Origin of the sequence: Rheinheimera sp. KL1 (assembly GCF_001275035.1) — a bacterium.
Classification (GTDB): Bacteria; Pseudomonadota; Gammaproteobacteria; order Enterobacterales; family Alteromonadaceae; genus Pararheinheimera; species Pararheinheimera tangshanensis.
On sequence record NZ_LAMX01000012.1, the window covers coordinates 155828 to 182046 of the forward strand.

Here is a 26219-nt window from a genome sequence, read left to right on the forward strand (position 1 = left end):
TTGTTACTCCTTAGCCGCTGATACGTCACGCGCAGTCAGGCGGTACAGCACAGGGATAAACACCAGCGTCAGCAAGGTCGACAGGCTTAAGCCCCAAATCACTGTAATGGCCATTGGAGCGCGGATTTCAGCACCGTCACTGCTGCCCAGTACCATAGGTAATAAACCCAGCACTGTGGTTAAAGTCGTCATCAGTACAGGACGTAAACGGGTTGCACCGGCTTCGACTATGGCATCAGACACCGCCATGCCTTCATCCCGCAGTTGGTTAATACGGTCTATCAGCACTATGGCATTGTTCACCACTATACCGGCCAGCATAATCAGGCCGATAAAGACAATCACCGAAACCCGGGTGCCGGTCAGCCACAAGCCAAGTACAGCGCCAGCACCAGCCAAAGGCACGGTAAATAAAATCAGCAAAGGTTGCAGCAGGTTTTCAAACTGCGACGCCATCACCAGATAGACCAGAAACACCGCTAACAGCAACGCCATCATCAGGGAATTAAAGGAACGTTCCATCTCTTCACTTTGACCGACAATAGTAGCGCCAACACCATAAGGCAGCGTCAGCTGTGCCAATACAGCTTTGGCTGCTGCTGTGGCCTGTTCCAGGTCGCCGTAAGCTAAATTAGCGCTAACCAAAGCCACACGTTGCTGACCAATACGGGTAATTTCGCTTGGGCCTACTTCACGTTTAATGTCAGCGACTGCAGACAACGGCAGCGGCTTTTCACTATTTGGGTTGATGATAATTTGCGACAGTTGCTGCTCTGAGTTGCGGAAGTTTTCTGCCAGACGCACGCGGATATCGACTTTGCGATCGTTAATCGAATACTGGCCTGCAACTTCACCACCAATATAATTCGCCACCCGTTTCGATACATCTGCCGCGGTTAACCCTAGCTGAGATAAACGGTCGTGATGAAAATGTAAGGTAATTTCCGGCTGGCCAGAGCGCAACGAGCTTTTGATATCGGTAAATCTGTCATTGGCTGCCAATGCTTTAGCCAGTTGATCAGAAGTAGCTTTTAAGCTGGTTAAATCATGGCCTGATAATTCTATTTCCAGCGGCGTGCTGAAACTAAACAGCTCTGGTCTGTCGATCTTGGCGCTCAGATCCGGCATGGTGCTGACCGCATCGCGAAACAGTTGAATTAAACGTTCTTCATCCGCCTTAGTCGCGCTGTCTTTTAAAATAATATTTAACCGGCCCCAATGACTGCCGCCTACATTGGGATCCACAGTCATTTGCTGGCCTGTACCAGCCTGGGCATAACTGCGGTCAATTTCAGGCTGTAATGAGGCCACATCGGCCAGTTGTTTTAATACCTTGTCGGTGCGCTCTATCGCGCTGCCTACAGGCAGCTGCACTTCGACATAAAACTCACCCTGACTCATGCTTGGGATCACGTCAAAACCTAAACCCGGGATAAGCGAATAAATCAGTGCGGTCAGGCCTATAGTGGCTGCCAGTACCAAAGCTTTGGCACGCAAGGCGGCAGTTAATACAGCACGGTAACCCGATTCCAGAGCCCGTAAAAAAGCCTGCACTATGTTCAGCAGCGGATTAAAGACAAAACTTAAGCCTTTAGCTACTGCGCGGAACAGGATAGTGAATACCGTAAATAAACCTAAAAATACAAAACGCACTGCCAGATACAACAAATGAAACGGCACCAGCGGCCATAAATACCAGCGCGATGGCTTAATGGATAGTTTTGTTGATTCGGTGTTCGAAGTGATAGCTGCAGCTGAATTGGTGCGCTCACGGGCCGCCATGGCGGGAATAAGAGTTAAAGCCACCAGCAATGACGCCAATAAGGCGTAAGTGACAGTTAACGCCTGATCTTTAAATAACTGGCCTGCGACCCCTTCAACAAACACCAGCGGGAAAAATACCGCCACTGTGGTTAAGGTTGAAGCCGTAATCGCCATCGCCACTTCACTGGCGCCTTTTTTCGCCGCTTCCATCGGAGCCATGCCCTGCTCTTTATAGCGGGCGATATTCTCCAGCACCACAATGGCGTTATCCACCAGCATACCTATGGCCAGGGCTATACCGCCTAAGCTCATAATATTTAAGCTGATATCCTGCGCATACATCAGGTTGAAGGTGGCAATGACCGAGAGTGGAATAGAGATAGAAATCACCAGCGTGGTCCAGACATTACGCAGGAACAAATACAGCACTATCATCGCCAGAATACCGCCTTCAAAAGCGGCTGATTTCACTTCATCTATGGCTTGTTTAATAAAAGTGGATTGGTCGTACACTAAGGTTAACTGATAACCAGCAGGCAGATTCTTTTGCAAATCCTCCAGCTTGGCTGTGACAGTTTTTGCCACTTGTACTGTGTTGGCATCACCTTCTTTGTAGATAGCAATTTCTATCGCTTCTTTGCCATGCACATAGGTAATACTTTGACGGTCGACAAAAGAGTCACGAATTTCGGCAATATCAGACAAGCGAATTTGGCTTTCACCTACTTTGGCAATATACAAATTCCGGATCTGGTCCAGATTAGCAAACTGATTAATGGTGCGGACTAAATAATCATGACTGCCGGTTTCTAAACGGCCACCGGCCTGGTTAATGTTTTGCTCTTTTAACCGCTGATTAATGGTACTGATATCCAGCTTTAACTGGCTGAGTTTTTCATTGTCGATCAGTATTTGAATTTCCTGAGTTAACCCGCCATCAGGCCGAACTGCAGCCACACCGGCTAAGGATTCTAAACGGCGGCGTAAATCTTCTTCAGCAAAAGTACGTAAGCTCACCAGTTGAGCTGGCGTTAAATCCTGTTTCTCATCCCGGCTTAACGCCAAACGGACCACAGGGTCTAAATTCGGGTTAAAGCGCAGTAATAATGGTTTTTTCACATCCAGCGGCAGGTACAGCACGTCGATTTTCTCGCGCACTTCAAGGCCTGCCAGATCCATATCTGAGCCCCATTCAAATTCCATAATCACATCAGAGCGACCAGCGCGGGACACCGAATGTACTTTACGAATGCCTTTGACAATACCTACAGCTTCTTCAATTGGCTTGCTGACTAACTGCTCCACTTCGGCTGGCGCTGCACCTGCGTATTCAGTGCGGATGGTTAAAGTGGGGTAAGACAAATCTGGCAGTAAATTGACGGCCAGTCGCCCCATAGCGACCAGACCAAATAACATAATACCTAAAGTGAACATCCACATAGTGACCGGACGTGCAACGGCTGTATCCACGAGTTTCATAGAGGATCCCTTACTTTTTATCTTTATTATTGATGGTGGGGCTTAGGCCCCACCAATGAGGGAGATTGAATTAGCTTTTCGCAATAACCTGAACAGGACTTTGCTCTTTTAAGCTGGCATGACCTGCAGTGACCACTTGCTCACCTTCAGTTAACCCTTCCACTACTTCAAACATAGTGTCGGATTCATAGCCTGTGGTGATGGTTTTACGTTCGACTTTGCCGTCTTTATTCACCACAAAGACTGAGCTGCTGTTATCCATCGCCATCACAGCACGTTTAGGCACTAATAACGCCGCGGCTTTAGCGTCGTATTGCACTTCGACCTGAGCAAACATGCCAGCTTTTAATGTCAGGTCACTGTTATCCACCGCCACTGTGACGCGGGCAGTACCAGTTGTTGCATCTACCACAGGAGAGATACGGATAATTTTCGCTTCTTTTGCTGGCAGAGCCGCAAAATGCAAGTGCGCAACCTGGTCTACTTTAGCACGTGGTAACTGATGCTCTGGTAAATTGATCACCGCCTCTAAACGCTCTTGTGACACAATTTCAAACAAAGCTTTGGATGAATATTCAGTGATCAACTGGCCTACTTTGACATGACGACGGGCAATCACACCGCTGATAGGCGCAATGATTTGAGTTTCTTTTAATGCCAGCTCAGACAAAGCCACAGAAGCGGATAAAGATTCCACCTGCCATTTTAACTTGTCATAGACATCAAAACTGACCAGTTTTTTCTGGTACATGGTTTCTAAGCGCGCCAGCTCGCTTTTTAATTGGCCCAATTCAGCTTTGCCTTTGGCTAAGTTCAGTTGCTGACGTTCGGTATCTAAGATAGCCATCACCTGACCAGCTTTGACATAATCCCCTTCTTCAACAAACAACTGCTGCACTATGCCAGTTGATTTGCTGTTCACTTCAGCATCTTCCTTGGCTTCCAATGTGCTGGTGGTGCGATACAAACTGCTGATTTCACCACGACTGACCAAAGCCGCTTCGACTGGGATGCTGATCACAGCGTCCACTTTAGCAGCATCCGGACTTCCTTCGGCGCTGCCGCAACCAGTTAATACCAAAGAACCAGCCAATAAGGCAGTAGTTACAGCAGTAGCGAGTAATGAGCGGGTTTTCATAATTTATCCTTAAACAAGCAAAGTCGAATCAGTTGCGATGGAATTGCATCCCTTGTGCCACTTCAAAAAGCACATACAAATCATTTTAAAAACAATAACTTAAATAAAAATATTTGAAATTCAGCCTGGATTCACCTCAATGTTTTAGTAAATTTCACCACTTTTTAGTCAATGCAAGATCCGACCAGTAGCAAAATTTGCCAGACTTAGAGCATGTACTCTAGGGCTTAGTCTCTCTATAATGCCGCGAAATTTATTACAGGGTACAAAAACAATGTTACGAAAAGCTTCATTACCTTTAGCCATCAGCCTTGCTTTGGTCAGTCAGTCTGCTTTTGCTGAAGGTTATAAATTATTTGAACAATCAGTCAGTGCAGCAGGTAACGCTTATGCAGGCCGCGGCGCACAAATTACAGACGCCTCTTTGGTCTACTCCAACCCTGCTGCTTTAACCAAACTCAAAGGCGCACAATTTTCTGGTGGTGCCAACCTGATTTACGCTACAACCCGTTACAGCGACGCATCAGCCCAAAGCGCCAACGGTATGCCTGTCACAGGCCGTGACTCAGGCAAACTGACTTTATCTGAAGTAGTTCCTTTTGCTTTTTACAGCGACCACTTCACTGACAATTTAAGCTGGGGTATAGGGGTTTACGCTCCATTTGGTTTGTCATCTGATTACAACGACGATTGGGTTGGCCGCTATTTTGGCGATGAAACCTCAATAAAAGTAGTTTCTATGCAACCTACCGTGGCTTACAAATTAAGCCAGGATTGGTCTTTCGGTTTAGGTGTAAATGTTAACTATGCAGAAGGCACCTTATCTAAGTTCAAAGATCATTCAGGTTTATGTGAACTGGGCACTAATATCAATGGTTTATATGGCGCCAATGTTTACAACGCTGCCTATTGCAACAGTCATTATGAAGTGAATGGCGATGATGTAGCTGCAGGTTATAACCTTGGTTTTCATGGCGATTTAGGTTCAACCAAACTGGCGTTGGTCTATCATTCTGAAGTGAAATACACCTTAAAAGGTGACTCTGAAATTACCAATACGCCTATCACTGGTGCCAACGTTGCTGGCAATCCGAACTTTATCGTTGTAGGTGCAAACTTGCCAGCCATCAGTTTAGCAACTGGCAAACTGGCATCGAACAGCTACCTGTCAGAGCAAAGCAAACTGGATTTAACCACTCCTGCCAATCTGGCGTTTAGCATTGATCAGAAGCTGACAGATGTTTTATCTGTGCAGGCCAGTGTTAACTGGACAGGCTGGAGCAGCTTTGAGTCTATTGATATTGTCAGTGATGACGCCACGCCTAGCATTTCTCTGAGTACTCAACAGCCACAAAACCTGAATAAAGCCGGTTACATTGGCTATATCCCGGAACATTGGCAGGACACCTGGTCGTTTTCTGTTGGTACCACAGTGCAGTACAACGACGAGCTGACGTTAAAAACTGGTCTGGCTTATGATGAAAACCCGATCAGCAGCAGCCATAAAACAGCGCGTGTTCCTACAGCTGACCGGATCTGGTGGACCTGGGGTGCAAACTGGGCTCTGACACCAGAGCAAAGTGTAGATTTTGCTTATGGTTATATGTGGATGAATAAAGTCAGCATCGATGAACACGAATACAGCGCCAATGGCGATCGTATTTACAACTCTGGTGTTCAGGCAACTTACCGCAACAAAGCTCAGGTACTGGCGGTACAGTGGAATTATAAGTTCTAAGTCTGTTCTGACTCTGAGACAACCTTTTGTCAAAACCACCGTTTTACGGTGGTTTTTTTTCACCTCCAGCCTGCTCACTATATTCCGTTCTTTAGCTGCTTTGATAAAAACTGTAAATAAATGTATTCAATATAGTGACAAGCACTTTCGCCTGAGACATGATGATGTTCACATCAAAGGGACTGACTAGATTCGAAGTTTGCCCTGATCGGATGTACTCACCTCCGTTAACTTAAGGAAGGCGCAGCCTGGGGCTGCTGCCAGATCCCGAGCTGTTGAGTTATACGGCTACATAGTTTCAGCCAAAGGCTGGCCAGTGAAGGGAAAACGAATGACTCACGTAAATCAACTGGATATCGCCATCATAGGTGGAGGAGTATCAGGCTGTTACAGCGCCTGGCGTTTGCAGCAGGACAGAGGCCACAACAGCAACATCGTATTATTTGAATACAGCAACAGAATTGGTGGCCGCTTGTATAGCCGCAAATTGCCTGGTTTACCCAACGTAGTGGCTGAGCTTGGCGGCATGAGGTATATACCAGACTCCCACCTGATGGTGAAAAATCTGGTGACAGAATTAAAACTGGCCACCAAAAAGTTTCCGATGGGCTCCAGTCTACCGATAGAACCGGGTGGCAAAGAGGCTGGCTCTGACAATAACCTGTTTTATCTGCGTGGCCAGTATTTCCGTTACCGCGATTTTGCTGAGCATCCGGATCGGATCCCGTACAACCTGAATTGGTCGGAACGAGGTTATGGTCCGGAAAATATGCAGGTTAAGGTGATGAATTTAATTTGCCCGGGTTTTGCCGATATGAGCCTGCAACAGCAAATGCAGGTCAAAGTGTTTGGTAAAGAGATCTGGCGCTACGGTTTCTGGGATTTACTCTACAAAGTGCTGAGTAACGAAGGTTATCAATTTATGAAAGACGCAGGCGGGTACGAAGCCAATGTCGCGAACGCCAATGCCGTCACTCAGTTGCCTGCCACAGAATACAAAGATGACACCGAGTTTTTAACCTTAAAGGAGGGATTTCAGGCACTGCCACTAACGCTGGCACAGCAATTTGCCGGTATGCCGGGCCAGCTTGCCCAATCCGCTCGTATTCAAATGAATCAGCGGTTAACGCATATCCGTTACAACACTGCAGGCGATTATCCTTACACCCTGGTGTTTCAGGCTACCGAAACCAATGATGCAGGTAAAACCACAGATAAAGTCGATAGTCCGCCAGTTGAAGTACAGGCGAAACAGGTCATTCTTGGGATGCCCCGCCGTGCTTTGGAATTAATTTCTTCACCCTTTTTTGATGATCCATGGCTGAAGCAAAATCTGAGTTCTGTACTTATTCAATCGGCTTTTAAGATGTTTCTGGCCTATGAAAGCCCCTGGTGGCGCAGCCTTGGTTTGGTCTCTGGCCGCTCTGTCACTGACTTGCCCATACGCCAGACGTATTATATGGGCACTGAATGTGAGCAACCCGGCGGTGAACCCACCACACATTCCCTGTTGATGGCCTCTTACAACGACATAGGCACAGTACCATTCTGGAAAGGTCTGGAAGCAGGCAAACCTTTTACCGGCTATGTGCCAGAATCCCTGTCCTGTGCCCCTGAGCAAGTGGTGTTAAAGCACCAATTTCAAATTACCGAAGATATGGTGGCCACAGCGCATCAGCAGGTCACCACCTTGCATAATCAACAGCAACTGCCGCCGCCCTACTCTGCTGTGTATCAGGAATGGGGCGATGACCCCTACGGCGGAGGCTGGCATGAATGGAAAGCCAATTACCGGCTGGATCAAATCATGTGCCGGATGCGGCATCCAATCGCCGATCAGCAGATCTACATTGTCGGTGAAGCCTATTCTTACGAACAAGGTTGGGTTGAAGGTGCATTGAATACAGCTGAATCTATGCTCGAACAGTTTTTTGGCTTAAGCAAACCTGCGTGGCTGTTAAGCGATCCGGCTTTTGCCAAGATTCTAAAAGACAATCCGGACTACAACTTCTTGCCAGTCGCCTGCCCTGCGCTGGACTCAGGTCAGCCCGGCAGCAGCTGTGGCTGTGGCGACTGCTCAAAAGTGCTGAATGAAGTGACAGAATTTGCCTATGAGGGGATTAACAATGTCGAACGCTAAGCACTTCACTGTTGCCGATTATTTACTGACCCGCTTGCATCAGCTGGGACTACGTAAAGTGTTTCAGGTACCGGGTGATTATGTTGCCTACTTTATGGATGCCCTTGAGGACTTTGACGGTATTGATGCGGTAGGTGATTTAACCGAACTCGGTGCTGGTTATGCCGCTGATGGTTACGCCCGTTTAACAGGTATTGGTGCTGTATCGGTGCAGTTTGGTGTCGGCACTTTTAGTGTGCTCAATGCTATTGCTGGTTCTTATGTGGAACGTAACCCCGTGGTGGTCATTACCGCCAGTCCGACCGCAGAGAACAGAGTCACCATCAAAGACACTGGAGTGCTGTTTCATCACAGCACCGGGGATTTACTGGCCGACAGTAAAGTCTTTGCCAATGTCACAGTGGCGGCAGAGGTACTGACTGATATACGTACTGCCTGTCAGCAAATCGACCAAGCCTTAACCTTAGCCATTAGCCTGCGCCGGCCTGTGTATCTTGAAGCCTGGCAAAATGTCTGGGGCCTGGCTTGTGCCAAACCTGAAGGCGAGCTGTGTGCTGTGCCGTTGATCAGCAACAAGCACTCTCTGACAGCACTGCTGGATAACAGCCTGAATCTGCTGAATAAAGCCAGACAACCTCTGGTTTTATTGGGTGTTGAAATCAACAGGTTTGGCTTACAGGATGCAGTGAAAGAGCTGTTAAAAGCCAGTGGCCTGCCTTACAGCACCACCAGCCTGGCCAAAACAGTGATCAGTGAAAACGAAGGGGTCTTTATCGGCACTTATGCCGACGGAGCCTCTTTTCCTGCTACAGTGGACTATGTCGAACAAGCCGATTGTATTCTGGCGCTGGGGGTTATTTTTACCGATGACTACCTGACCATGCTGACACAGCAGTTTGATCAGATGATCGTCGTGAATAACGATGAAACCTCGCGGCTTGGCCAGGCTTATTATCACCAGGTCTATCTGACTGATTTTATTGCCCAACTGACAGAACACATCAAAGCCAGCTCCTTGTATCCACGGCAGAACATGATGTTGCCCCTGCTACCACCTCAACCGCAAATCACACCCGCTTTGTTGCAACAGCCGCTTAGCTATCAGAACTTTTTTGATTTATTTTATGCGTATTTGCTGGAGCAGCAACTGCGGGATAAAACCCGGCTGATTTTAGGCGAAAGCTCGTCTTTGTATATGTCGGCCCGTTTGTATGGCTTACCGCAGGATAGCTTTATCGCTGACGCGGCCTGGGGCTCATTAGGCCATGAAACAGGTTGTGTGGCGGGTGTGGCTTATGCCAGCAAGCAACGTGTGATGGCCATAGCAGGAGACGGTGGTTTTATGATGATGTGCCAGTCGTTATCCACTATCAGCCGGCATCGGCTCAATTCAGTAGTTTTTGTGATGAGCAATAAGGTGTACGCCATAGAGCAGTCCTTTGTCGATATCTGCGCTTTTGCCGAAGGCGGCGAGTTTGCCCCTTTTGATGTGCTGCCAACCTGGGATTATCTCAGTTTAGCTAAAGCCTTTTCTGTCGCAGGTTATAAGGTTCAGACCGGCGCAGAGTTAATACAGGCTTTAGACCAGATCTGTTCGCAAAAAGACAGACCTGCGTTAGTGGAAGTAGTGATCCCTTCACAAGACCTTGCACCGGCCATGGCCGGACTGGTGAAATCTATTACCGGAAACACTATAGAGCAATGCCCTAACTGCAAAGGTTAGAGGCAAGTTCATTAAAAAACGGCCACTTGCTTTGGCCGTTTTTGTTTTACAATTTCACTAGCAGTGAACTATTTAACCAGTGTGATTTTGAAACCACTTGGAGCCGCAGCTGACGGTTCTGCCGCCAGAATATAGTTTTTACCTGCCTCCAATTGCAGCATCTCTGTTTTATCTAACAGACTGATGGTGCCATTGTCCGCCACATGCACCAAAGAGACAGAGTAGAAATCTTTTGGCAGCACTAAGCTTGCGTACTTTTTAAAGTCTAATGCTTTGACGTGGAACTTTGCGCTTTCGATAGTTTCGTTTTGACGCACAAAATAGAAATGCAGGTTTTTAAAATCAGGCACCAGGTTCGCTACGTTGATTTCATGCTCGTGCACTTGAGGCAGGTTTTTCTCTGTAAAACTAACCAGACCTACTTTTTGTTCAGCATCACGGAACAACAGCACCGACTTACTTTGTCCGGCGTTGATGGTCAGTAACACGTTGTTTAATAGCAACTGATTGTTTTCATTTAACACAGCGATGCTGTAATCATTTTTATCTAACTGAATGTAATCTGTCAGCGTATCCTGCACTAAATCTGCGACAGGTAAGTTATTGATCGCAATCTGACCTTGCTGATTATCCAGACTGTTATAGATCCGAACCTGACCTTTGGCCAGACGGTGTTCGAGCGCTTCCACAGCCGTAGAGTTGCCAACGATGTCTAAAGACACTTGCTGTTGCATAGGGCCCAGTTTGTCACGCACCACTAACACATAGCTGGTGGTGTATTGGAAGTTATAGGCAACAGCCTCAAAAATGGAGTTTTGCTACCAGCCGTGGTGATAAACAGCTTATATTTCCCACGTTTGAGCATTTTACCTGTGCTTGTCACTTCTTTTGCAGAAACAGACTCGACTAAAGTGGCTTTACTGAAGTCATCTGTTTCAGCCGCAGTATACAAATCAACTTTGTCGTAGCTATTGGATAAGTTAGCAACGAAGACACGGAACTCATCGTCAAACTTTTCTTCACGTTTGTGAGTTAATGTCAGAATGCTTGGGTTTGCAGCGTCACCCGCCATCAGCAACAAGGTTTTATCGCCTTTATTCAGGGTGATATCGGCTTCTTTAATCAAAGCACTACTGGTGGCATTTTTCAGCTGATATTTGTATGAACCCGGGTCAATCGCCAGCATGTTGGACGCATCACCAAAAGTGGCACTGCCAGCAGCAATCTCATTCACAGTCAAAGAGCTGTTGGCACTGTTGGCTGCACCATTGTAAAACTGCACGTATCCCTGATTAAAACCCTCTTCTGCTTTATCCCCTGAGCTGCCACCGCAGGCGGCCAAAGCGATCAGCGAAAATAATGGCAAAGCCAGACGACTGGCACGCAGTATCATGTTCATGAAGCTATCCTGTAACTTGGTTGTTAGTTGGCCAAGAGATTATGTATAGCCCTATGAAAATCCTAGCGTTTTTACCAACTCAGACAGTTAATAACAGCCCTTTACAAATCATTTATAACTGAACACCAAATGGCTATTGCAAAGTTAAGTAAAGATAATCACTGCAATCAAAGCAGCAGGCCTGGGGCCTGCTGCTTTGGCTTTAATGTGTTTCCAGTTTCATTGAACCACTGACGGTATTCATTTCAACACTGCCTTCCCCTTTGCCCGTGCTGAATTCGAGGCTGCTACGAGGACCATACTTTGCTTTCTCCGCTTTTTGGCTGGTCAATTCATTTTTGATAGAACCACCAGCGTTGGCCACCAGATTAAATTTTGCGCTGATGGCTTTTTCCAGCTTTAATTTGGCGTTACCGCTAACCGTGCTCGCTTCTATACGTGGAGTCAGGCTACCTTTGACTTCAGCATCCAAGGATCCATTGACAGAACTCATATTCAGTTGCTGCACATTAGTCAGCTCTAAATCAGCCTCGCCATTGACCACTGATACTGAAACTTCTGAGGCCGAAGATTTCGTCTCAATACTGCCGTTCACCGCATCAATACTCAACCTCCCTTCTGAGCCCGTGTCTTCAATTTCACCATTGACCGTATTCAGAGTAATGCGGCCATTGTTATTTACACTGGTAATTTCGCCATTGACTGTCTCCAGTTGGATAAACTTCTGCAGCTTTTCTGCATAAACAGACCCATTCACCGTAGTCACTTTGGTGCTGCCCTGCACCCCTGATACTTTGACACTGGCATTCACCCCTTGAAACTCCAGTTCAGTGCCAAAAGGGACTTCAATTTTTAACCGTGAACCTTCTTTTTCCTGATCGTCCCAGTTGCCATAGTTACGCAGACTCGGCATTTTCACTTTAAAACTGGTAAAGCCATTTTTTGAATCCAGCTCGTAACCTTCGGCTTTTTCGTCCAAGGTACCTGAGACTTTAAAACGGTTTTCTGAGTTGGCGACGATTTCGACTTCACCACGCATATTTTCGATATAAATTTTCTCATTACCGGCCACTTGCAGGTTTTCATTCACCGACTCTGCGGCTACTACAAGCTGACTGAACAGGGACAAAGCCAAGCCTAAAATCAGTTGTTGTTTCATCATGTTACTCCAGATTAAACCAGGCCCGACTGGACCACTTTTTGTAAATAATTATGTTGCTGGCTATACAATTGCCTTAATTGTTTCAGCAACATTGCTTCATTCGGGTTGTATTTCAGTGCCAGTTGCACCTGGCCTATAGCTTGTTGCCACTGTGCAAGTTGTTGCTGCCAGTCGGCATACACCGGATCAACGGCTTTCATACTGGCCAACTGCTCAGCTTTAGCTTGCTCATAGCTGTAAACGATAGCGGTTTGTGCATCCACCTGCTGTGGGTTAAACAAGCCAGCTTGCACTGGTGCTGATGGTTGCAAAGCCGCTGGTTGCCAAAACAAAGTGACAGCGAATAACACAGAGGCTGCACTTGCGACATAAGCACCGGCAAAAGGTACAGACAACCATTTGTTAGGTCTGTGCGGCACCGGATCCGCATTTTTTATCTCTGCGGGTATTAAACGCGGCTCCAGCTCTGGCCATAAATCGCGGGACGGTTTTAATTCACTGGAAAGTCCGGCGATCAGGGCATCTAATTCATGTTCAGTTTTCATCTAACCACTCCCGTAATAACTGCCGTGCTCTGTGGTACTGCGATTTCGAACTACCCTCGCTATGCCGAGCAGCTGCGCAATCTCCTGGTGCTGATACCCCTCTAAGGCAAACAACACAAACACAGCTCTTGCCTGATGAGGCAAACGTAAAATCAACTGTTCTAATTCCCTGCTCTGTCCCAGTTCGGCTCCTGCTAATTCAGGCATTTCTTCTGTGGCTAGTCTGAGCAACTTATCCTGACGCCACAGATCGATAGCTGTGCGGGTCGCAATGCTGTGCAGCCAGGTACTGAAAAGACTGTCGCCGCGGAACAGACTCAGCTGTTGCCATACTTTGACAAAAACCTCCTGACAGGCATCTTCTGCTTTACTACGATCCGCCAGTAAGCGTAAACAGACCGCGTACACCCGGCCGCAATGCTGCTGATACAGTTGTCTGAACGCGCTACGATCGCCTTGCTGCGACAGGCAAACCAGTTCATCCATGTCATGCGTTCTTTGCTCTGGATAGTCAGACCTTAACATCCCGCCCCTGCTATTTTAAAAATGCTGCTTTTTGTTGTTATAGGGTTAGTCGGAGCCACAGCAACAAAAGGTTTAAATGCCGGAATAAAAAACTTCAAATTAGTATCAGTGCTGTCCATACTATAGCTGAGTGACTGATTTTTAATACAAATTTTGCTTAGTTTGCTACAAAGTCACCGCATAATCTGAAGGTGTTTTCAACAAAACAGGAGAGACAGGTGCACACTAAGCTAAAAAAAGCCGGTTTGTTGATGCTCTGTCTGTTTTTGCTTGCAGGTTGCACCAGCCCCCATTTTTTAAAACTCCTGCCATCGACCAAAAGAGCGCTGGAAGCTAATCAATTATTTAGTTACCAGTATGCCCGCATGCAACAAATGGATAGTCAGGAGCTGGCCTCCTATTGTCCTGAGCTATTGAGCTTGCCAGACACAAGCGCCAACAAAAGCTTACTACAACTGAGTTGCGCACAATTTTGGTTAGCATCTGCTGAGTTAAAGGGCACAGCGCTGCAACACGCGTCCCAGCTTTACAATCAAAGTCTGACACAGTTTCTACGCACTATGCTGCCTAAACAAAAGTACCGTCACCCCGCGCTTCGTATCGTGCTGGAGCCCGTGAAGGATGAAACCGGACTGGCCTTCGAAGATTTTGTGCTGGCCAGCGAGTTTCAGGCCATTAAAAGCCATCACCAAGGAATTGCCCATTCAGGCCTTGGGGTTAGTTTGGTGGCGATACGGCCCAATACCGGTAAAGGCCAGGATAAATATTATCCACCTGAGGGTATCTTCCGCTCAGTGACTGTTAGCCTGAAACAGCTTAAATTTACCAAAGACCTGCAAATTCAGCTGACCTTGCAAGGACATCTGATGCAGGAAGCGGCTGAATTAAAGTTTGCCTCAGGCTCTTATCCACTGCTCTATGACGCCGCCAGCAGTTACTTGTGGTTGATGCAGCAAGCCAAGTTGGCTGATTTAGAATTACCCGGCTTATTTAACGCAGAGCTGGCCGACAATAAACTGGGTATTTACAGCGTGACGCCGCTGCAAAACAACAAACAACCCCTGTTGATGATCCATGGTTTGAATTCCAGCCCTTTGATTTGGTATGAACTGACGATGGCTGTGCTACAGGATGAAGAGTTAAAACAGCGATATCAGATCTGGCATGCGTTTTACCCTTCAGGCCCACCACCTTTTTACAACTCTATGCGTTTACGTAAAAAACTGGATGAGCTGCAGAGCATGCTCAAAGCCAGAGGTGGCAGCAATCAACTGGATGAGATTGTCGTCATAGGCCACAGCATGGGCGGTGTGATCAGTAAAACTATGGTGCAAACTACTGACTATCTGCTTTGGGATTTAAGCTTTACCGAGCGCCCTGAGCAGCTGGGTTATGCCAAGCAAGAACTAGACAACATTAAAGATATTTTTATCTTTCATGCCAGACCTTATATCGACAAAGTAGTGTTTATCGATACCCCACATGGCGGCTCTGAAACCTCCGAATCTGTGGTGGCAAAAGTGGCCAGCTGGTTTATTAATTTGCCAAAAAATTTCACGCTGTTGATGAGTAACTTTATTTTGAAACTGGGACCAGACAAAATCACTTTGCCTATGCGTGAATACTTAAGCGGCGGTGGTCCCCATTCGGTTCAGGTCTTATCACCCCGTCATCCGCTGCTGCAGGGTTTAAATAAGCTGGAGTACCAACGACCTGTCTATTCTATTGTCGGCAGCCATGGACCTTTATCATGCAAGGATGAAAAAAGCTGCAGTCAAATCAGTGATGGTGTGGTGCCTTTTTTCAGCGCCCATCAAAACAAAGCCGTACAGGAAATCATTGTGCCTTCACGTCATAACTCCTACCAATCGCCCCAAGCCGTGCAGTTTTTAGTGCAAGTACTGCGGCAACCCGCTGGTGAAGCCAAAATCCTGATGCCGCCAACTGACAAGCCTGAGGATTAAGGCTATACTCGCCGGCCTTTTTTCTGACAGGTGGTGTTATGTCTGCTCCTTATCTTGCCGTTGATTTTGGTACCTCCAACTGTGCCGCAGGTTTTATGCTGGAGCAACAGCCGCATTTACTGGCGTTGGAGCAAGACGGCAGCCGCTATTTGAGTTCTGCCTTGTATATTGAACGTCAGCGGGATCCAGACGACGAAGACGCCTACCTGTCCGCCAGTTTGACCCGCTTACTGGCGCAAAACAGCACAGTGCTGGTCGGGAAAGCCGCACATGAACGCTACAGCATGGACCCTTTGGGCGGGGTCTTTATTCGCTCGCCTAAGTCGATGCTTGGCAGTCGCTTAACACCAGCTCAAACTGAAATTTATACCCAAGTGGCGACTTTATTGCTCAGCCGGATCAAACAAGGTGCAGAGCAAAAGTTAGCTCATCCGGTTGAACGAGTGCTGATTGGCCGTCCCATCCATTTTCAGGGCATAGATTTAGCTTTAGGTGATGAACGGGCTTTGGCGATTTTAAACCAGGCGGCAAGCAGGGTTGGTTTTAAAGAAGTCGATTTTGCCTACGAGCCGGTCGCAGCAGCGATTGAATACGAACGTCATCTGGATAAAGAGCGACTGGTATTGGTGGTGGACATTGGTGGCGGTACCAGTGATATCAGCCTGATCCGGTTAGGACCACAACATAGCCAGACCTTTGACCGTAGCAGCGATCTATTAGGCCACAGCGGTAAACGTATTGGTGGTGTGGATATGGACATCAAACTGACCATCTATGGCCTGATGAAGCTATTTGGCCGCCAGAGTCTGGCGCAGGATGGCAAACCTTTGCCCGGCGCGCTGTTCAGTGATGCAGTCAATATCATCGATATTCACGCCCAAGAACGCTTTTATGCGGAAAAAACCTATGACGAACTGTTGGATTTACAGCAACTGGCGGCTGAACCGGCCCTGATCCAACGCTTTATCCAGGTCTATCAGCAGAACCTGAGTTATTACCTGAACCAAAAAGCTGAGCAAGCCAAAATAGGTCTGACCGAACATCCTGCTGTAGATGTGGTGCTGGAGCGTATTGAACAACATCTGGTGCAAAACCTGTCACAGCAACAGTTAATAGATGCCTTGTATCAGGAATTATCCGGTATCAGTAAGCTGATTCAGCAGTGTATACAAAGCGCTGGTGTTAAACCCGACAGTATCTTTGTTACAGGGGGCGCCTCTGCTGTGCCCGGTGTGCAACAGATGCTGCAGCAGTTATTGCCTGATGTGCCGGTGATCCGGGGGGATCAGTTTGGCTCTGTCGCTATGGGCTTAAGCAAGCTCGCCTCGCTTCGTTTTGCCTGACCCGATTTTGGCTTTAATTCCACTCAATTTGCCAGACTGCACAAAAAACCAACAATAGCGCTGGTCGCGCCAGCGCTTTCCCGTTACAATGCGCGGCTTTTTGCGTGGGCCAATTGGGGTTCGCGCTTTTATTTGAGAAATTTAATGTCATTTTCTGCTTTGGGTTTAAACCCAGCTTTAGTTGAGGCCGTGCATCAGGCCGGTTATACCCAACCAACCCCTATTCAACAACAGGCCATTCCTGCTGTGTTACAGCGCCGTGATCTGTTGGCTGCCGCTCAAACCGGCACAGGTAAAACTGCCAGCTTTGTATTACCTATACTACAAATTTTATCCGCTCAGCCTATTCAGAAACCTCGTCCGGTCAAGGCGCTGATTTTGACGCCGACCCGTGAGCTGGCAGCGCAAATTGAAGAGCAAATTCAAAAGTACGGTAAAGAGTTAAGTCCAAAACTTAAGCATCATGTGGTGTTTGGTGGTGTTAGCATTAATCCACAAATGATGGCTTTACGTGGTGGTGTGGATATTTTAACCGCTACCCCTGGCCGTTTACTGGACTTATTAAGCCAAAACGCCTTAAAGCTGGACCAGGTACAAATGTTGGTTCTGGACGAAGCCGACCGCATGTTGGATATGGGCTTTATCCGTGATTTGAAAAAAATTCTGGCACTCTTGCCTAAGGTTCGTCAGAACCTGCTGTTTTCCGCCACTTTCAGTGATGAAATTAAATCACTGACCAAAGGCCTGTTACAAAACCCGCTGATGATCCAGGTCACACCGGAAAATACCACGGTCGAGAAAATTGAACAGCAAGTCTACTTGCTGAACAAAGGTCAGAAAACGGCCGCTTTGTGTCAGCTGATCACTGAAAATAACTGGCAACAGGTGCTGGTATTTATGCCCACCAAACACGAAGCCAACCGCTTAAGTGAACAGCTGACCTATGCCGGTATTCCATCTGCTGCTTTGCATGGCAATAAAAGCCAAAATGCCCGCACTAAAGCTTTGGCCGACTTTAAAGCCAATGAATTACGAGTCTTAGTTGCAACAGATGTAGCCGCCCGTGGTATAGATATTTCTCAGCTGCCTTATGTGGTGAACTTTGCGCTGCCACGCTCACCTGCTGATTACGTGCACCGTATTGGCCGTACTGGCCGTGCTGGCAAATCGGGTTTGGCTGTATCTTTTGTTGCACCGGATGAAATTCCACAACTGAAACAAGTGGAACGTTTAATTGGTATTAAATTACCAAGCCAGAGCATGAATCCAAACCCATTGCCTGAAGCTATGGTCGCTATCGCTAAAGCTCCACGTCCTCCTCGTCCTGTGCGTAAGCCACAAGCTGAAAACACCAAAGCGAAACAGAGTGGCGCCAAGCCTGCAGCCCATGGCGGAGCAAAACCAGCTCAGGGTCAAAAGCCTGCACGTCGCTTTGAAGCGCCTAAAACGCCTGGTATTCAGACTCAGGCCGCAGGTCATATGGCTACACCAGCTGCAGAACACAACAACGGCAATGGTCAGCGTCGTCGCTTTAAACCTAAGCCTAAAACCACGGCTTAAGCTGTTACTCAGGTAGAAAAACGGATGAAAATTCGTTTAGCCAAATACCTGGCCGACCATGGCCTTTGCTCAAGACGTGCCGCTTCAAGGTTGATTGACGAAGGCCGGGTGTTGGTGAACCAGCGCCCAGCTAATCATATTGACCATGTTGATGAAGAAGATTCGATTCAGGTCGATGGTCAGCCTTTTCGGGCTGTGGCTGAAAAACATTATCTGCTCTATCACAAACCTGTCGGCATAGACTGCAACCTCAATCCTGAAAAAGCTGACAGCCTCTACCATCTGCTGCAGCAATTTCCAATGCGGCTATTCCCGGTTGGACGACTGGATAAAGACTCCTGTGGTTTAGTGCTGTTGACCAATGATGGCGAACTGACGCAACGTTTATTACACCCTGATTTTTATCATGAAAAGACCTATCAGGTAACGGTGGATATAGCTCTTACAACTCAGGCTTTAGCGCAATTGGCATCCGGCGTGAGTTGGACTGTTGGCCCTCATACCTATCAATCCCGTCCTTGTCAGGTCACGCAACTTAGCTCCAATCGGTTTGAAATTGTACTGACCCAGGGCTTAAACCGACAAATCCGCTATATGTGCCGTTCCGTCGGTTTGAAAGTAGTACAGCTCAAGCGTATTCAGCTTGCACAGTTTAGCCTCGCCGATTTAGCTGAAGGTTGTTTTCAAACCGTTAACCTCAGTGCAGGCTAAAGCGGTTATCAATTTCTATTTTGTATTGTAAAGTTAGTCATGACAAAACTACTGAAAAGAGCGCAAAATGAAGCACTTCACCTTTTGGGTTTTTGCTATGTTCTGCTTTGCAGCCGCTGCAGAGGCTACCCCACTGCAAGGCAGCTGGATGCTCAAATCTGCGGTTTACACCAAAGCCGATGGCACTGTGATCACTCTATCGGGGGACGAACTGAAATCGGTAAAAGTCTTATCAAAAAGCTATTTCAGCTTTGTCACAGTCAATAAAGACGGCAGCTTCAGTAGTGCCTTAACAGGCTCCTACCAGTTGAAAGGTAATGACTATAACGAAACTCCACGAACAGGTTCAGTCATCAACATGCTCAATAAAACGTATCAATTTAAAGCCAGAGTAGAGGGCGATCTCTGGCATCACAGTGGTATGGAAGATGGAATGAAAATTGAGGAAGTCTGGGTAAGACTGGATTAGCTTGGCAAAGGCAAGTTTAACCAAGATAAGACTGAATTAATCCAGTCTTATCAACGCAGAGAAATCAAGCTGCTGCCACTGTGCATCCTGATGAGTCACCAGTATAAAACCGGCTGGATATTTCCGTAAAAAGGCTTTGAGCATAGCGAGAGCCTGAAAATCCAGATGATTGTCCGGCTCATCCAACAGCAAAAAAGGCGCATAAGGCTGCAATGCCAAAATCAGTAACAGCAACTTCATCCGCTCTCCACCGCTGAGTTGCTGCGTTGGCACGTTCAGACGCAAAGCATCAAGGCCTATGCCAGACAAGGCAGTTCGGATCTGCGACTCCTGCGACATGGTGGTCAGCCCCCAGATCGCATCAACAGCCCCCGGAAAACCATCCAATAAAGATAAATACTGGTCCAAGTACCAGAGTTTCTGCTTTACCTGCACCAAGCCTTGTTCTGGCTGAATAAAACCCGCCAGTACTTGAAGTAAGGTCGATTTGCCACTGCCATTGCCTCCGCTGACAAGGCAACGTTGCTGCACATTAAGCTGAAAGGATAAAGGCGCACTATGACCATAAGGCAATACGACTGTGTCACAACAAATCACTGGTCCACTGCAAGGTTTCACCTCGCGGGGCTCTGGTAGTTTGGGCAATTCACGATAATCCAGTTGTCGCTGTATCTGCTGCCGCTTTGCACCAAGCTCTTGCTGCTGAGCTTGCACCTGCAGTTGCAAACGTCCCCGACTCTGCTCAGCCTGTTGTGCTTTTTTCCCAAGCAGTATCGGTGCCTGATTGCTGTGTATGCGGTTCCGTTTTGCCTGCTGATGTTTTTGCTGTTGCAGTTCCAGCAAACGCTGTTGCTGCTGTTGCTGAATGCTTTGTCGCTGCTTTAACTTGTCATTTTGTTGCTGTAACTGCTGCTGTTGCCTTTGACTCTGCTGTAAAAAGTCCTGGTAGTTGCCCTGATATTTCTCCAACCCTAAAGGCGATAATTGATAAATACAATCTACAGTCGACAATAACTCCACATCATGGCTCACCAGCAGATAACCAGCCTGATGTTGCTGCAGTTGTTGCTGAAGCCACAAACGAGCCTTTTTATCTAAATGGTTTGAAACTTCATCTAGTAGCAAAAACTGCTCTGTTGCAAAAGCTTTGGCAAGACGCAGTTTCATCAATTGCCCTCCGCTTAATGCACTTAGCGGCAAAGCAGGATCTGAGGGTAACTCTAATTGCTGTAGCCACTGCACTAACTCAACTTTGGCCAGCCAGCGATCGCCAATATGATCAAAATCGTTTTGCTCCAGACCGCCGACCTCGACTCGAGCTAAAGCTGCGAACAATGTATCCAGCCCCAGATAATGGCTGATACTTTGATTAAGATCAGGCTCCTGTTGTGACACGTAATAAAATGGCTGCTGCCAAAGCAGTTCACCACTGTGCACCAAGCCAGTTTCCTGCCGGGCTAAATAACGTAAAAATAAGGATTTACCACAGCCATTTAATCCAACCAAAGCCTGAGCTTTGTTCTGAAGTTGTAAATCGATAGCTGGGTGTAACCACTCAAGCCCTGGATGGAGCCATTGGAATTGGCGACATGATAAAACGTTGGATAATTCAGACATACAGACTCCTGAAATACAGGAATACTGTGTTCACAGACAAAAAGAAAAAAGCAATAAAGACCTGTTAAACAACAGCATTCCTGATGATTTGTACAATAACGGCTACAAATTTTCGGGAATTTAGTTGTTCATTTCAGCGATACTCGAAGTGAAAGTGGTTTTATGCTAACAAGCAACACAAAATGGACGCAAGTTGTTTTATTGCATTTTTGATGCACTGTGCTGTAGCCAAAAACTTAAAAATAGGGTCAGCATAAACATCAGCAAAGAACCTATGACCACGCCAGTCCAGCCCCAGTGTTGCCAGAAAGGTGATAAATACAAGCCACCAGAACTGGCGCCGAGATAATAAAACACCAGATACAAAGCGCTGGCACTGGCTTTAGCTTTTACCGCCTGCTGATTGACCCAACCGCTGGCGAGCGAATGGCAAAGGAAAAAACCAAAAGCGCTGATAAAAAAACCACTGACGATCAGAGGCAAAGCCGCAAATAAAGTCAGTACAGTGCCCAACATCATAATGCCTATGCCCAGCGCCATCCCCAAAGCCGGATGGATTTTTTGACCCACTTTGCCAGATAAAGCAGAACCAATAGTGCCGGTTAAATAGGTAATAAATAACAAGCCAATCCAGCCGCTAGATAGCAAATAAGGTGTTTCGGTGAGGCGAAACGCGACAAAAGTATACTGATTTAAAAAGATAAAAAAGTTAAGACCGCCAATCAGATAGGTCAGCAACAAAGTTTTTTGTCTTAAATGAAACCAGTTGTCCGACATGGCTTGTTTGAATTGAAATGGCTGCTTCTGAAAATAGCTGGATTCAGGCAGATAACGCCAGACCAGATAAGTACAAAGCACGCTACCCAGCCCCATAGGCCAGAATACCCATTGCCAGTGATTCAGTTCAGCAAACCAGCCAGATAACAAACGTCCGCTGATGCCTCCCAATGAATTGGCGCTGATGTAATAGCCACAGCCACCACCATGGCGGTTTTACTGAATTCTTCGCCCATATAAGCAATGGCAATAGCGGGTAAACCGCCCAGACAAAAGCCCTGCAAAGCACGCAGCACGAGCAGTGAGTGATAGGATTCAACCTGGGTCAGTGCCAATGTACTCAGCGCCATACCGCCCAAACTCCAAAGCAGCAAAGTACGCCGGCCATAAGCGTCCGATAAGGCTCCATACACCAGCAAAGACAACCCCAGCGCCAGCGTGCCTATGGCATAACTCCAGCTGGTTTGTAGTGGCGTTAGCTGAAACTCACGGCTTAACAGTGGCAATAAAGGTTGCAGCATATGCAGGTTGGCAAACACAAATACCGCGGCCAGACAAAGCGCAAAACTAGCGGCGTAAAAAGCGGGTGTTCTTTTTTCAATCATCGTATTCGTCAACAAGCTTGAGCCACAGAAACGACTCACCAAAGATGGCTAAGTATACCGCGAACAAGCCAATTTTTACTTTGTTTTACCGCAAATGCCTGTCGTACAGCTGAAATAACCTCAGGCAAAGCGTAAGATAAAGCCCACTTTACGCACTCAAACCAAAAGGAAAAACTATGCGTCTCTCTTTTCTCGCTCTGACCATCAGCAGCCTGCTAGTCGCAGGTTGTAACGATGCCCCCAAACAAGCAGAACCCGTGTCTCCCACTACAACTGCAGCCGCTGTTATTCCAAAAGCCCAATCTGCAGCTCAACTGTACCAGCAGGCTACCCAAATTCTGTTTCAGGCTCGCGCCTTAAATGCCTCAGCGTTAGGCTTATCCGAAGAGGTGGTAGGCAAAGCTTTTAACACAGAGCTGGAAAACTACAGCGCAGAAGCCGAAGCACAACTTCGGCAACAGCTGAACGCTGTGATTAGCCAACTTGCAGCTCTTCCTGTGCCAGCCGATGCTGTAGAGGGGGAAAACCAGGCTGTGATGCTAAATATTATGCAGTACTACGCCGGTAGCAACGAGTTACCTCGTGGCTATATCGACTCCTGGATGGGGCACTCTGCTTTTGTGGTCAATCAGATCAATGGCCCTACCATAGATATGGCCGGTGCTTTACAAAACTCTCATCCCGTAGCGAATGAACAGGACGCCAAAAACTACTTAAGCCGACTGGAGAAGTTTGGCACTGCGCTCAAAGCGGTTGAGCAAGGTTTTACCTCTGACGCTGAAGCGGGCTGGATAGCCCCTAAAATTTTGTTAGAAAAAGCTCTGGCCATACTTGATGGTTATGCTGGCGGTGAAGTCACAGAGCATGTGTTGTATAAGGATTTCGCGAAAAAGCTGGATACATTAAAAGACCTGTCAGCAGAAGCTAAGCAGCAGTATCTGACTTCAGCTGCTGTTTTAGTTGAGCAGCAAGTTCAAGCAGGTTATCAGCAACTCGCCGCTGCAGTGCGCGCGCAATTATCAAAAGCCAGAACTGAATCAGGTATTTGGGCTCAGCCCGGTGGAGATAAATTTTATGCCTATTCAGTGAAGCAGCTAGGCGACACTGATCTTACCCCGGAGCAAATTCACCAGATAGGTTTGGATGAAGTAGCCCGTATTAGCCAGGAAATGGATAGCATCTTACAAGCCCAAGGCTATAAAGAAGGTTCTGTTGGTGCACGCATGACAGCACTTAACAATGAAAAGCGTTTCTTGTACGAAGACTCAGACGCTGGTCGTCAGCAAGTGCTGGATGATTTGAACAAATACATAGCGGAAATTAATCTGCGCATGCCTGAACAATTTGCCACCAAGCCACCTTATCCGGTGGAAGTGCGCCGTATTCCGGTAGAAATTCAGGACAGTGCAGCAGGCGGACAATACAGCTCGCCCGCTATGGATGGCAGTAAACCAGGTATTTACTGGATCAATCTGCGCGATATTAAAGCCAACGCTAAATTTGATTTAAAAACGCTGACTTATCATGAAGCCAATCCAGGCCACCACTGGCAGGTGGCCTTGAATTTAGCTCAGGAACATTTGCCCTTATTACGTCGTGTTGCACCATACAACAGCTATGTTGAAGGCTGGGCTTTGTATTCGGAGCTGGTCGCGAAAGAAATGGGCATGTACAAAGACGATCCTTTTGGTGATTTAGGCCGTCTGAAAGCCGAGTTATTCCGCTCTGTGCGTTTAGTGGTCGACACCGGCCTGCATGCGAAAAAATGGACCAGGGAGCAAGCTATCAGCTACATGGCTGAAACGACTGGCACCACAGAGTCTGATGTAGTGTCAGAAATCGAACGTTATATGGCATGGCCTGGTCAGGCTTTAGGTTACAAGCTGGGCATGCTGAAGATTGTGGAACTACGCTCTTATGCCAAAGAGCAGTTAGGCGACAAATTTGACATCAAGGCCTTTCACGATTTAGTGCTGTTAGGGGGCGCAGTGCCTATGTCGGTGCTGGATAGCAAAGTGAAAAACTGGGTGGCGACTCAGAAGGTATAAAATAGTTGTGGGGCAGATGATAGAGTCTGCCCCCATCGGTTTGCTTTGTGAGGGGTTAACCCCCAGCCTGCTCGCCTTGCTCTGCGACTTTTACTTTGGTGACCAGCAACTGGTCAATTTTGTAGCTGTCGATGTCGACCACTTCAAACTTGTAGCCCTGATAGACGACAAAGTCGGTGCGCTTTGGAATTTTTCGCAGCATATACATCATAAAGCCGGCAATGGTTTCGTAGTTTTCATCATCAGGGAAACTGTCGATATCAAAGACCCGCATCACATCATCCAGTGGCGTTAACCCCTCTACCAGCCAAGACGCCTCATCGCGCTGCACTATTTGCTCCTCGTCTGAATTCACCAGCTCCCCCATCACTATGCTCATCACATCCTTCAGGGTGACCATACCGACCGTCAAGGCGTACTCATTGAGCACGACAGCAAAGTCGATACCACTGGATTTAAAATGCGCCAGCACTTCATACAGGGACAGAGAGTCAGGCACTATTAAAGGGGTGTGGATCATGCCTTCTTTCAGTAAATTAATAGGCTGCTGATGCAACACCTGCATCAGAATATCGCGACTGTCGACATAACCCACGACTTTATCCAGACTGTCATCACAGACAATAAATTTAGCATGGGGATGCTCAGCAATTTTGTTTTTAATACTGTCAGCCGATTCTTTTAAATTAAAGTAAATCAAGCTTTCGCGTGCTGTCATCGCAGAAGTCACAGTGCGGGAATCCATATCAAACACGTTCTCCAGCAGAGTACGTTCCTGCTGCTGCAAGACACCAGCCTGAGCGCCCTCGTCCATCATGGCCACTATGTCTTCTGGTGTAATTTGGTCGATCCGCTGAGTTGGTACGTTAAAGAGTTTAAACACCAGATTGGCCAAACTATTAAAAAACCAAACCAAAGGTTTAAAAATGACCAGCATTAATAAAATTAGGTTGACCACAGAAATAGCTACTTTTTCCGGCGCTAACATCGCCAGGCGCTTTGGCATTAAGTCAGCAAACAAAATAAACAAAGCTGTGACAAAAAATACTGATAAACCAAAAGCTATGCCTTCATTGGCCGGGCTTTCAAAAAATAAATTCAGCAGGTTCAAAATAGAAGGAGTAAAAGCTGCCTCACCCAAAATACCACCTAAAATAGCCACCGCATTTAAGCCAATTTGAGCTATGGTGAAAAAACTGCCAGGGTTGGATTGCAGTTGTAAGACTAAGGCCGCCCTGGCTCTCCATCAGACGCCAGTTGTTTTAAGCGGATTTTGCGTGAAGCAGCTAAAGCTATTTCAGACATAGAAAAGAAGGCGCTGGCACTGATCAGCAGTAACATAATCAGTAAATTTTCTAGCAGGGACATAAAATCACTCTTTTTAAATGGACTTTGGCATAGAAAAGCCATCAGGTTTTAATGAAAATCACTATACCGCTTATCAGTATACGACTTAAACTGTGTTTTCCCAGCATAAGCCTTTAAAAAATGTTTAAATTTGAACCAGTTACC

The 26219-nt window shown here is 47.1% G+C and carries 17 protein-coding genes and 2 pseudogenes; 9 read left to right on the plus strand and 10 right to left on the minus strand.

The features are described from left to right. Positions 1–3: 3 nt before the first annotated feature. Complete coding sequence (locus tag WH43_RS05780; protein WP_053423693.1) at positions 4–3243, minus strand: efflux RND transporter permease subunit; 3240 nt, start codon at positions 3241–3243, stop codon at positions 4–6. A 70-nt stretch (positions 3244–3313) separates the two neighbouring features. Next, positions 3314–4381, minus strand: a complete 1068-nt coding sequence (locus WH43_RS05785) for an efflux RND transporter periplasmic adaptor subunit (protein WP_053423694.1) — start codon at positions 4379–4381, stop codon at positions 3314–3316. Between the two features lie 274 nt (positions 4382–4655). On the opposite strand from WH43_RS05785, the gene WH43_RS05790 reads away from it, so the two are divergent. From WH43_RS05790 to WH43_RS05800, 3 genes are all read left to right on the plus strand, one after another. Further along, positions 4656–6119, plus strand: coding sequence for an OmpP1/FadL family transporter (locus WH43_RS05790; RefSeq protein WP_053423695.1), 1464 nt, complete (start codon positions 4656–4658; stop codon positions 6117–6119). Positions 6120–6450: 331 nt separating this feature from the next. After that, entirely contained in the window at positions 6451–8259 is a 1809-nt protein-coding gene (locus tag WH43_RS05795; RefSeq protein WP_053423696.1) for a flavin monoamine oxidase family protein, read from the plus strand. After that, positions 8246–9982: an alpha-keto acid decarboxylase family protein gene (locus tag WH43_RS05800; RefSeq protein WP_053423697.1), complete on the plus strand. Its 1737-nt coding sequence runs from the start codon at positions 8246–8248 to the stop codon at positions 9980–9982. The genes WH43_RS05795 and WH43_RS05800 overlap by 14 nt, the downstream gene beginning before the upstream one ends. A 68-nt stretch (positions 9983–10050) precedes the next feature. Here the strand turns inward: WH43_RS05800 and WH43_RS05805 are convergent, their stop codons facing one another. The 5 genes from WH43_RS05805 to WH43_RS05825 form a co-directional block, all read right to left on the minus strand. Beyond that, positions 10051–10737 (minus strand): hypothetical protein, encoded by a 687-nt coding sequence (locus tag WH43_RS05805; RefSeq protein ID WP_152342793.1) that lies wholly within the window; start codon positions 10735–10737, stop codon positions 10051–10053. 2 nt (positions 10738–10739) lie between these two features. Then, on the minus strand, positions 10740–11381 hold the full coding sequence (locus tag WH43_RS05810; protein ID WP_053423699.1) for a DUF4397 domain-containing protein: 642 nt from the start codon (positions 11379–11381) through the stop codon (positions 10740–10742). Between the two features lie 202 nt (positions 11382–11583). Next, positions 11584–12543, minus strand: coding sequence for a DUF4097 family beta strand repeat-containing protein (locus WH43_RS05815; protein WP_229670369.1), 960 nt, complete (start codon positions 12541–12543; stop codon positions 11584–11586). A gap of 11 nt (positions 12544–12554) precedes the next feature. Then, positions 12555–13088, minus strand: a complete 534-nt coding sequence (locus WH43_RS05820) for a hypothetical protein (protein ID WP_053423701.1) — start codon at positions 13086–13088, stop codon at positions 12555–12557. Continuing rightward, complete coding sequence (locus WH43_RS05825; protein ID WP_286049506.1) at positions 13089–13574, minus strand: RNA polymerase sigma factor; 486 nt, start codon at positions 13572–13574, stop codon at positions 13089–13091. A gap of 257 nt (positions 13575–13831) precedes the next feature. Between WH43_RS05825 and WH43_RS05830 the strand changes: the two genes are divergently transcribed. The 5 genes from WH43_RS05830 (at position 13832) to WH43_RS05850 (ending at position 19660) form a co-directional block, all read left to right on the plus strand. Beyond that, the gene (locus tag WH43_RS05830; RefSeq protein ID WP_053423702.1) at positions 13832–15577 is read left to right on the plus strand and encodes an esterase/lipase family protein; all 1746 of its coding nucleotides are present in this window, start codon (positions 13832–13834) and stop codon (positions 15575–15577) included. Positions 15578–15615: 38 nt separating this feature from the next. Then, positions 15616–16920 (plus strand): molecular chaperone, encoded by a 1305-nt coding sequence (gene yegD / locus WH43_RS05835; protein ID WP_053423703.1) that lies wholly within the window; start codon positions 15616–15618, stop codon positions 16918–16920. A gap of 144 nt (positions 16921–17064) precedes the next feature. Next, positions 17065–18480: a DEAD/DEAH box helicase gene (locus WH43_RS05840; protein ID WP_053423704.1), complete on the plus strand. Its 1416-nt coding sequence runs from the start codon at positions 17065–17067 to the stop codon at positions 18478–18480. Positions 18481–18504: 24 nt separating this feature from the next. After that, complete coding sequence (locus tag WH43_RS05845; RefSeq protein ID WP_053423705.1) at positions 18505–19191, plus strand: pseudouridine synthase; 687 nt, start codon at positions 18505–18507, stop codon at positions 19189–19191. A gap of 67 nt (positions 19192–19258) precedes the next feature. After that, positions 19259–19660 (plus strand): hypothetical protein, encoded by a 402-nt coding sequence (locus tag WH43_RS05850; RefSeq protein ID WP_053423706.1) that lies wholly within the window; start codon positions 19259–19261, stop codon positions 19658–19660. A gap of 36 nt (positions 19661–19696) precedes the next feature. On the opposite strand, the gene WH43_RS05855 is transcribed toward WH43_RS05850, so the two are convergent. Next, the gene (locus tag WH43_RS05855) at positions 19697–21277 is read right to left on the minus strand and encodes an ATP-binding cassette domain-containing protein (protein WP_053423707.1); all 1581 of its coding nucleotides are present in this window, start codon (positions 21275–21277) and stop codon (positions 19697–19699) included. A 198-nt stretch (positions 21278–21475) separates the two neighbouring features. Beyond that, positions 21476–22659, minus strand: a pseudogene (locus tag WH43_RS21050) (MFS transporter). Between the two features lie 176 nt (positions 22660–22835). Here WH43_RS21050 and WH43_RS05865 point away from each other — a divergent pair. Beyond that, positions 22836–24707 carry a DUF885 domain-containing protein gene (locus WH43_RS05865; RefSeq protein WP_053423708.1) on the plus strand — a complete coding sequence of 624 codons (1872 nt, stop codon included), beginning with the start codon at positions 22836–22838 and terminating at the stop codon, positions 24705–24707. A 55-nt stretch (positions 24708–24762) separates the two neighbouring features. Here WH43_RS05865 and paeA read toward each other — a convergent pair. Then, positions 24763–26117: pseudogene (gene paeA / locus WH43_RS21190) on the minus strand (polyamine export protein PaeA). Positions 26118–26219: the final 102 nt, after the last annotated feature.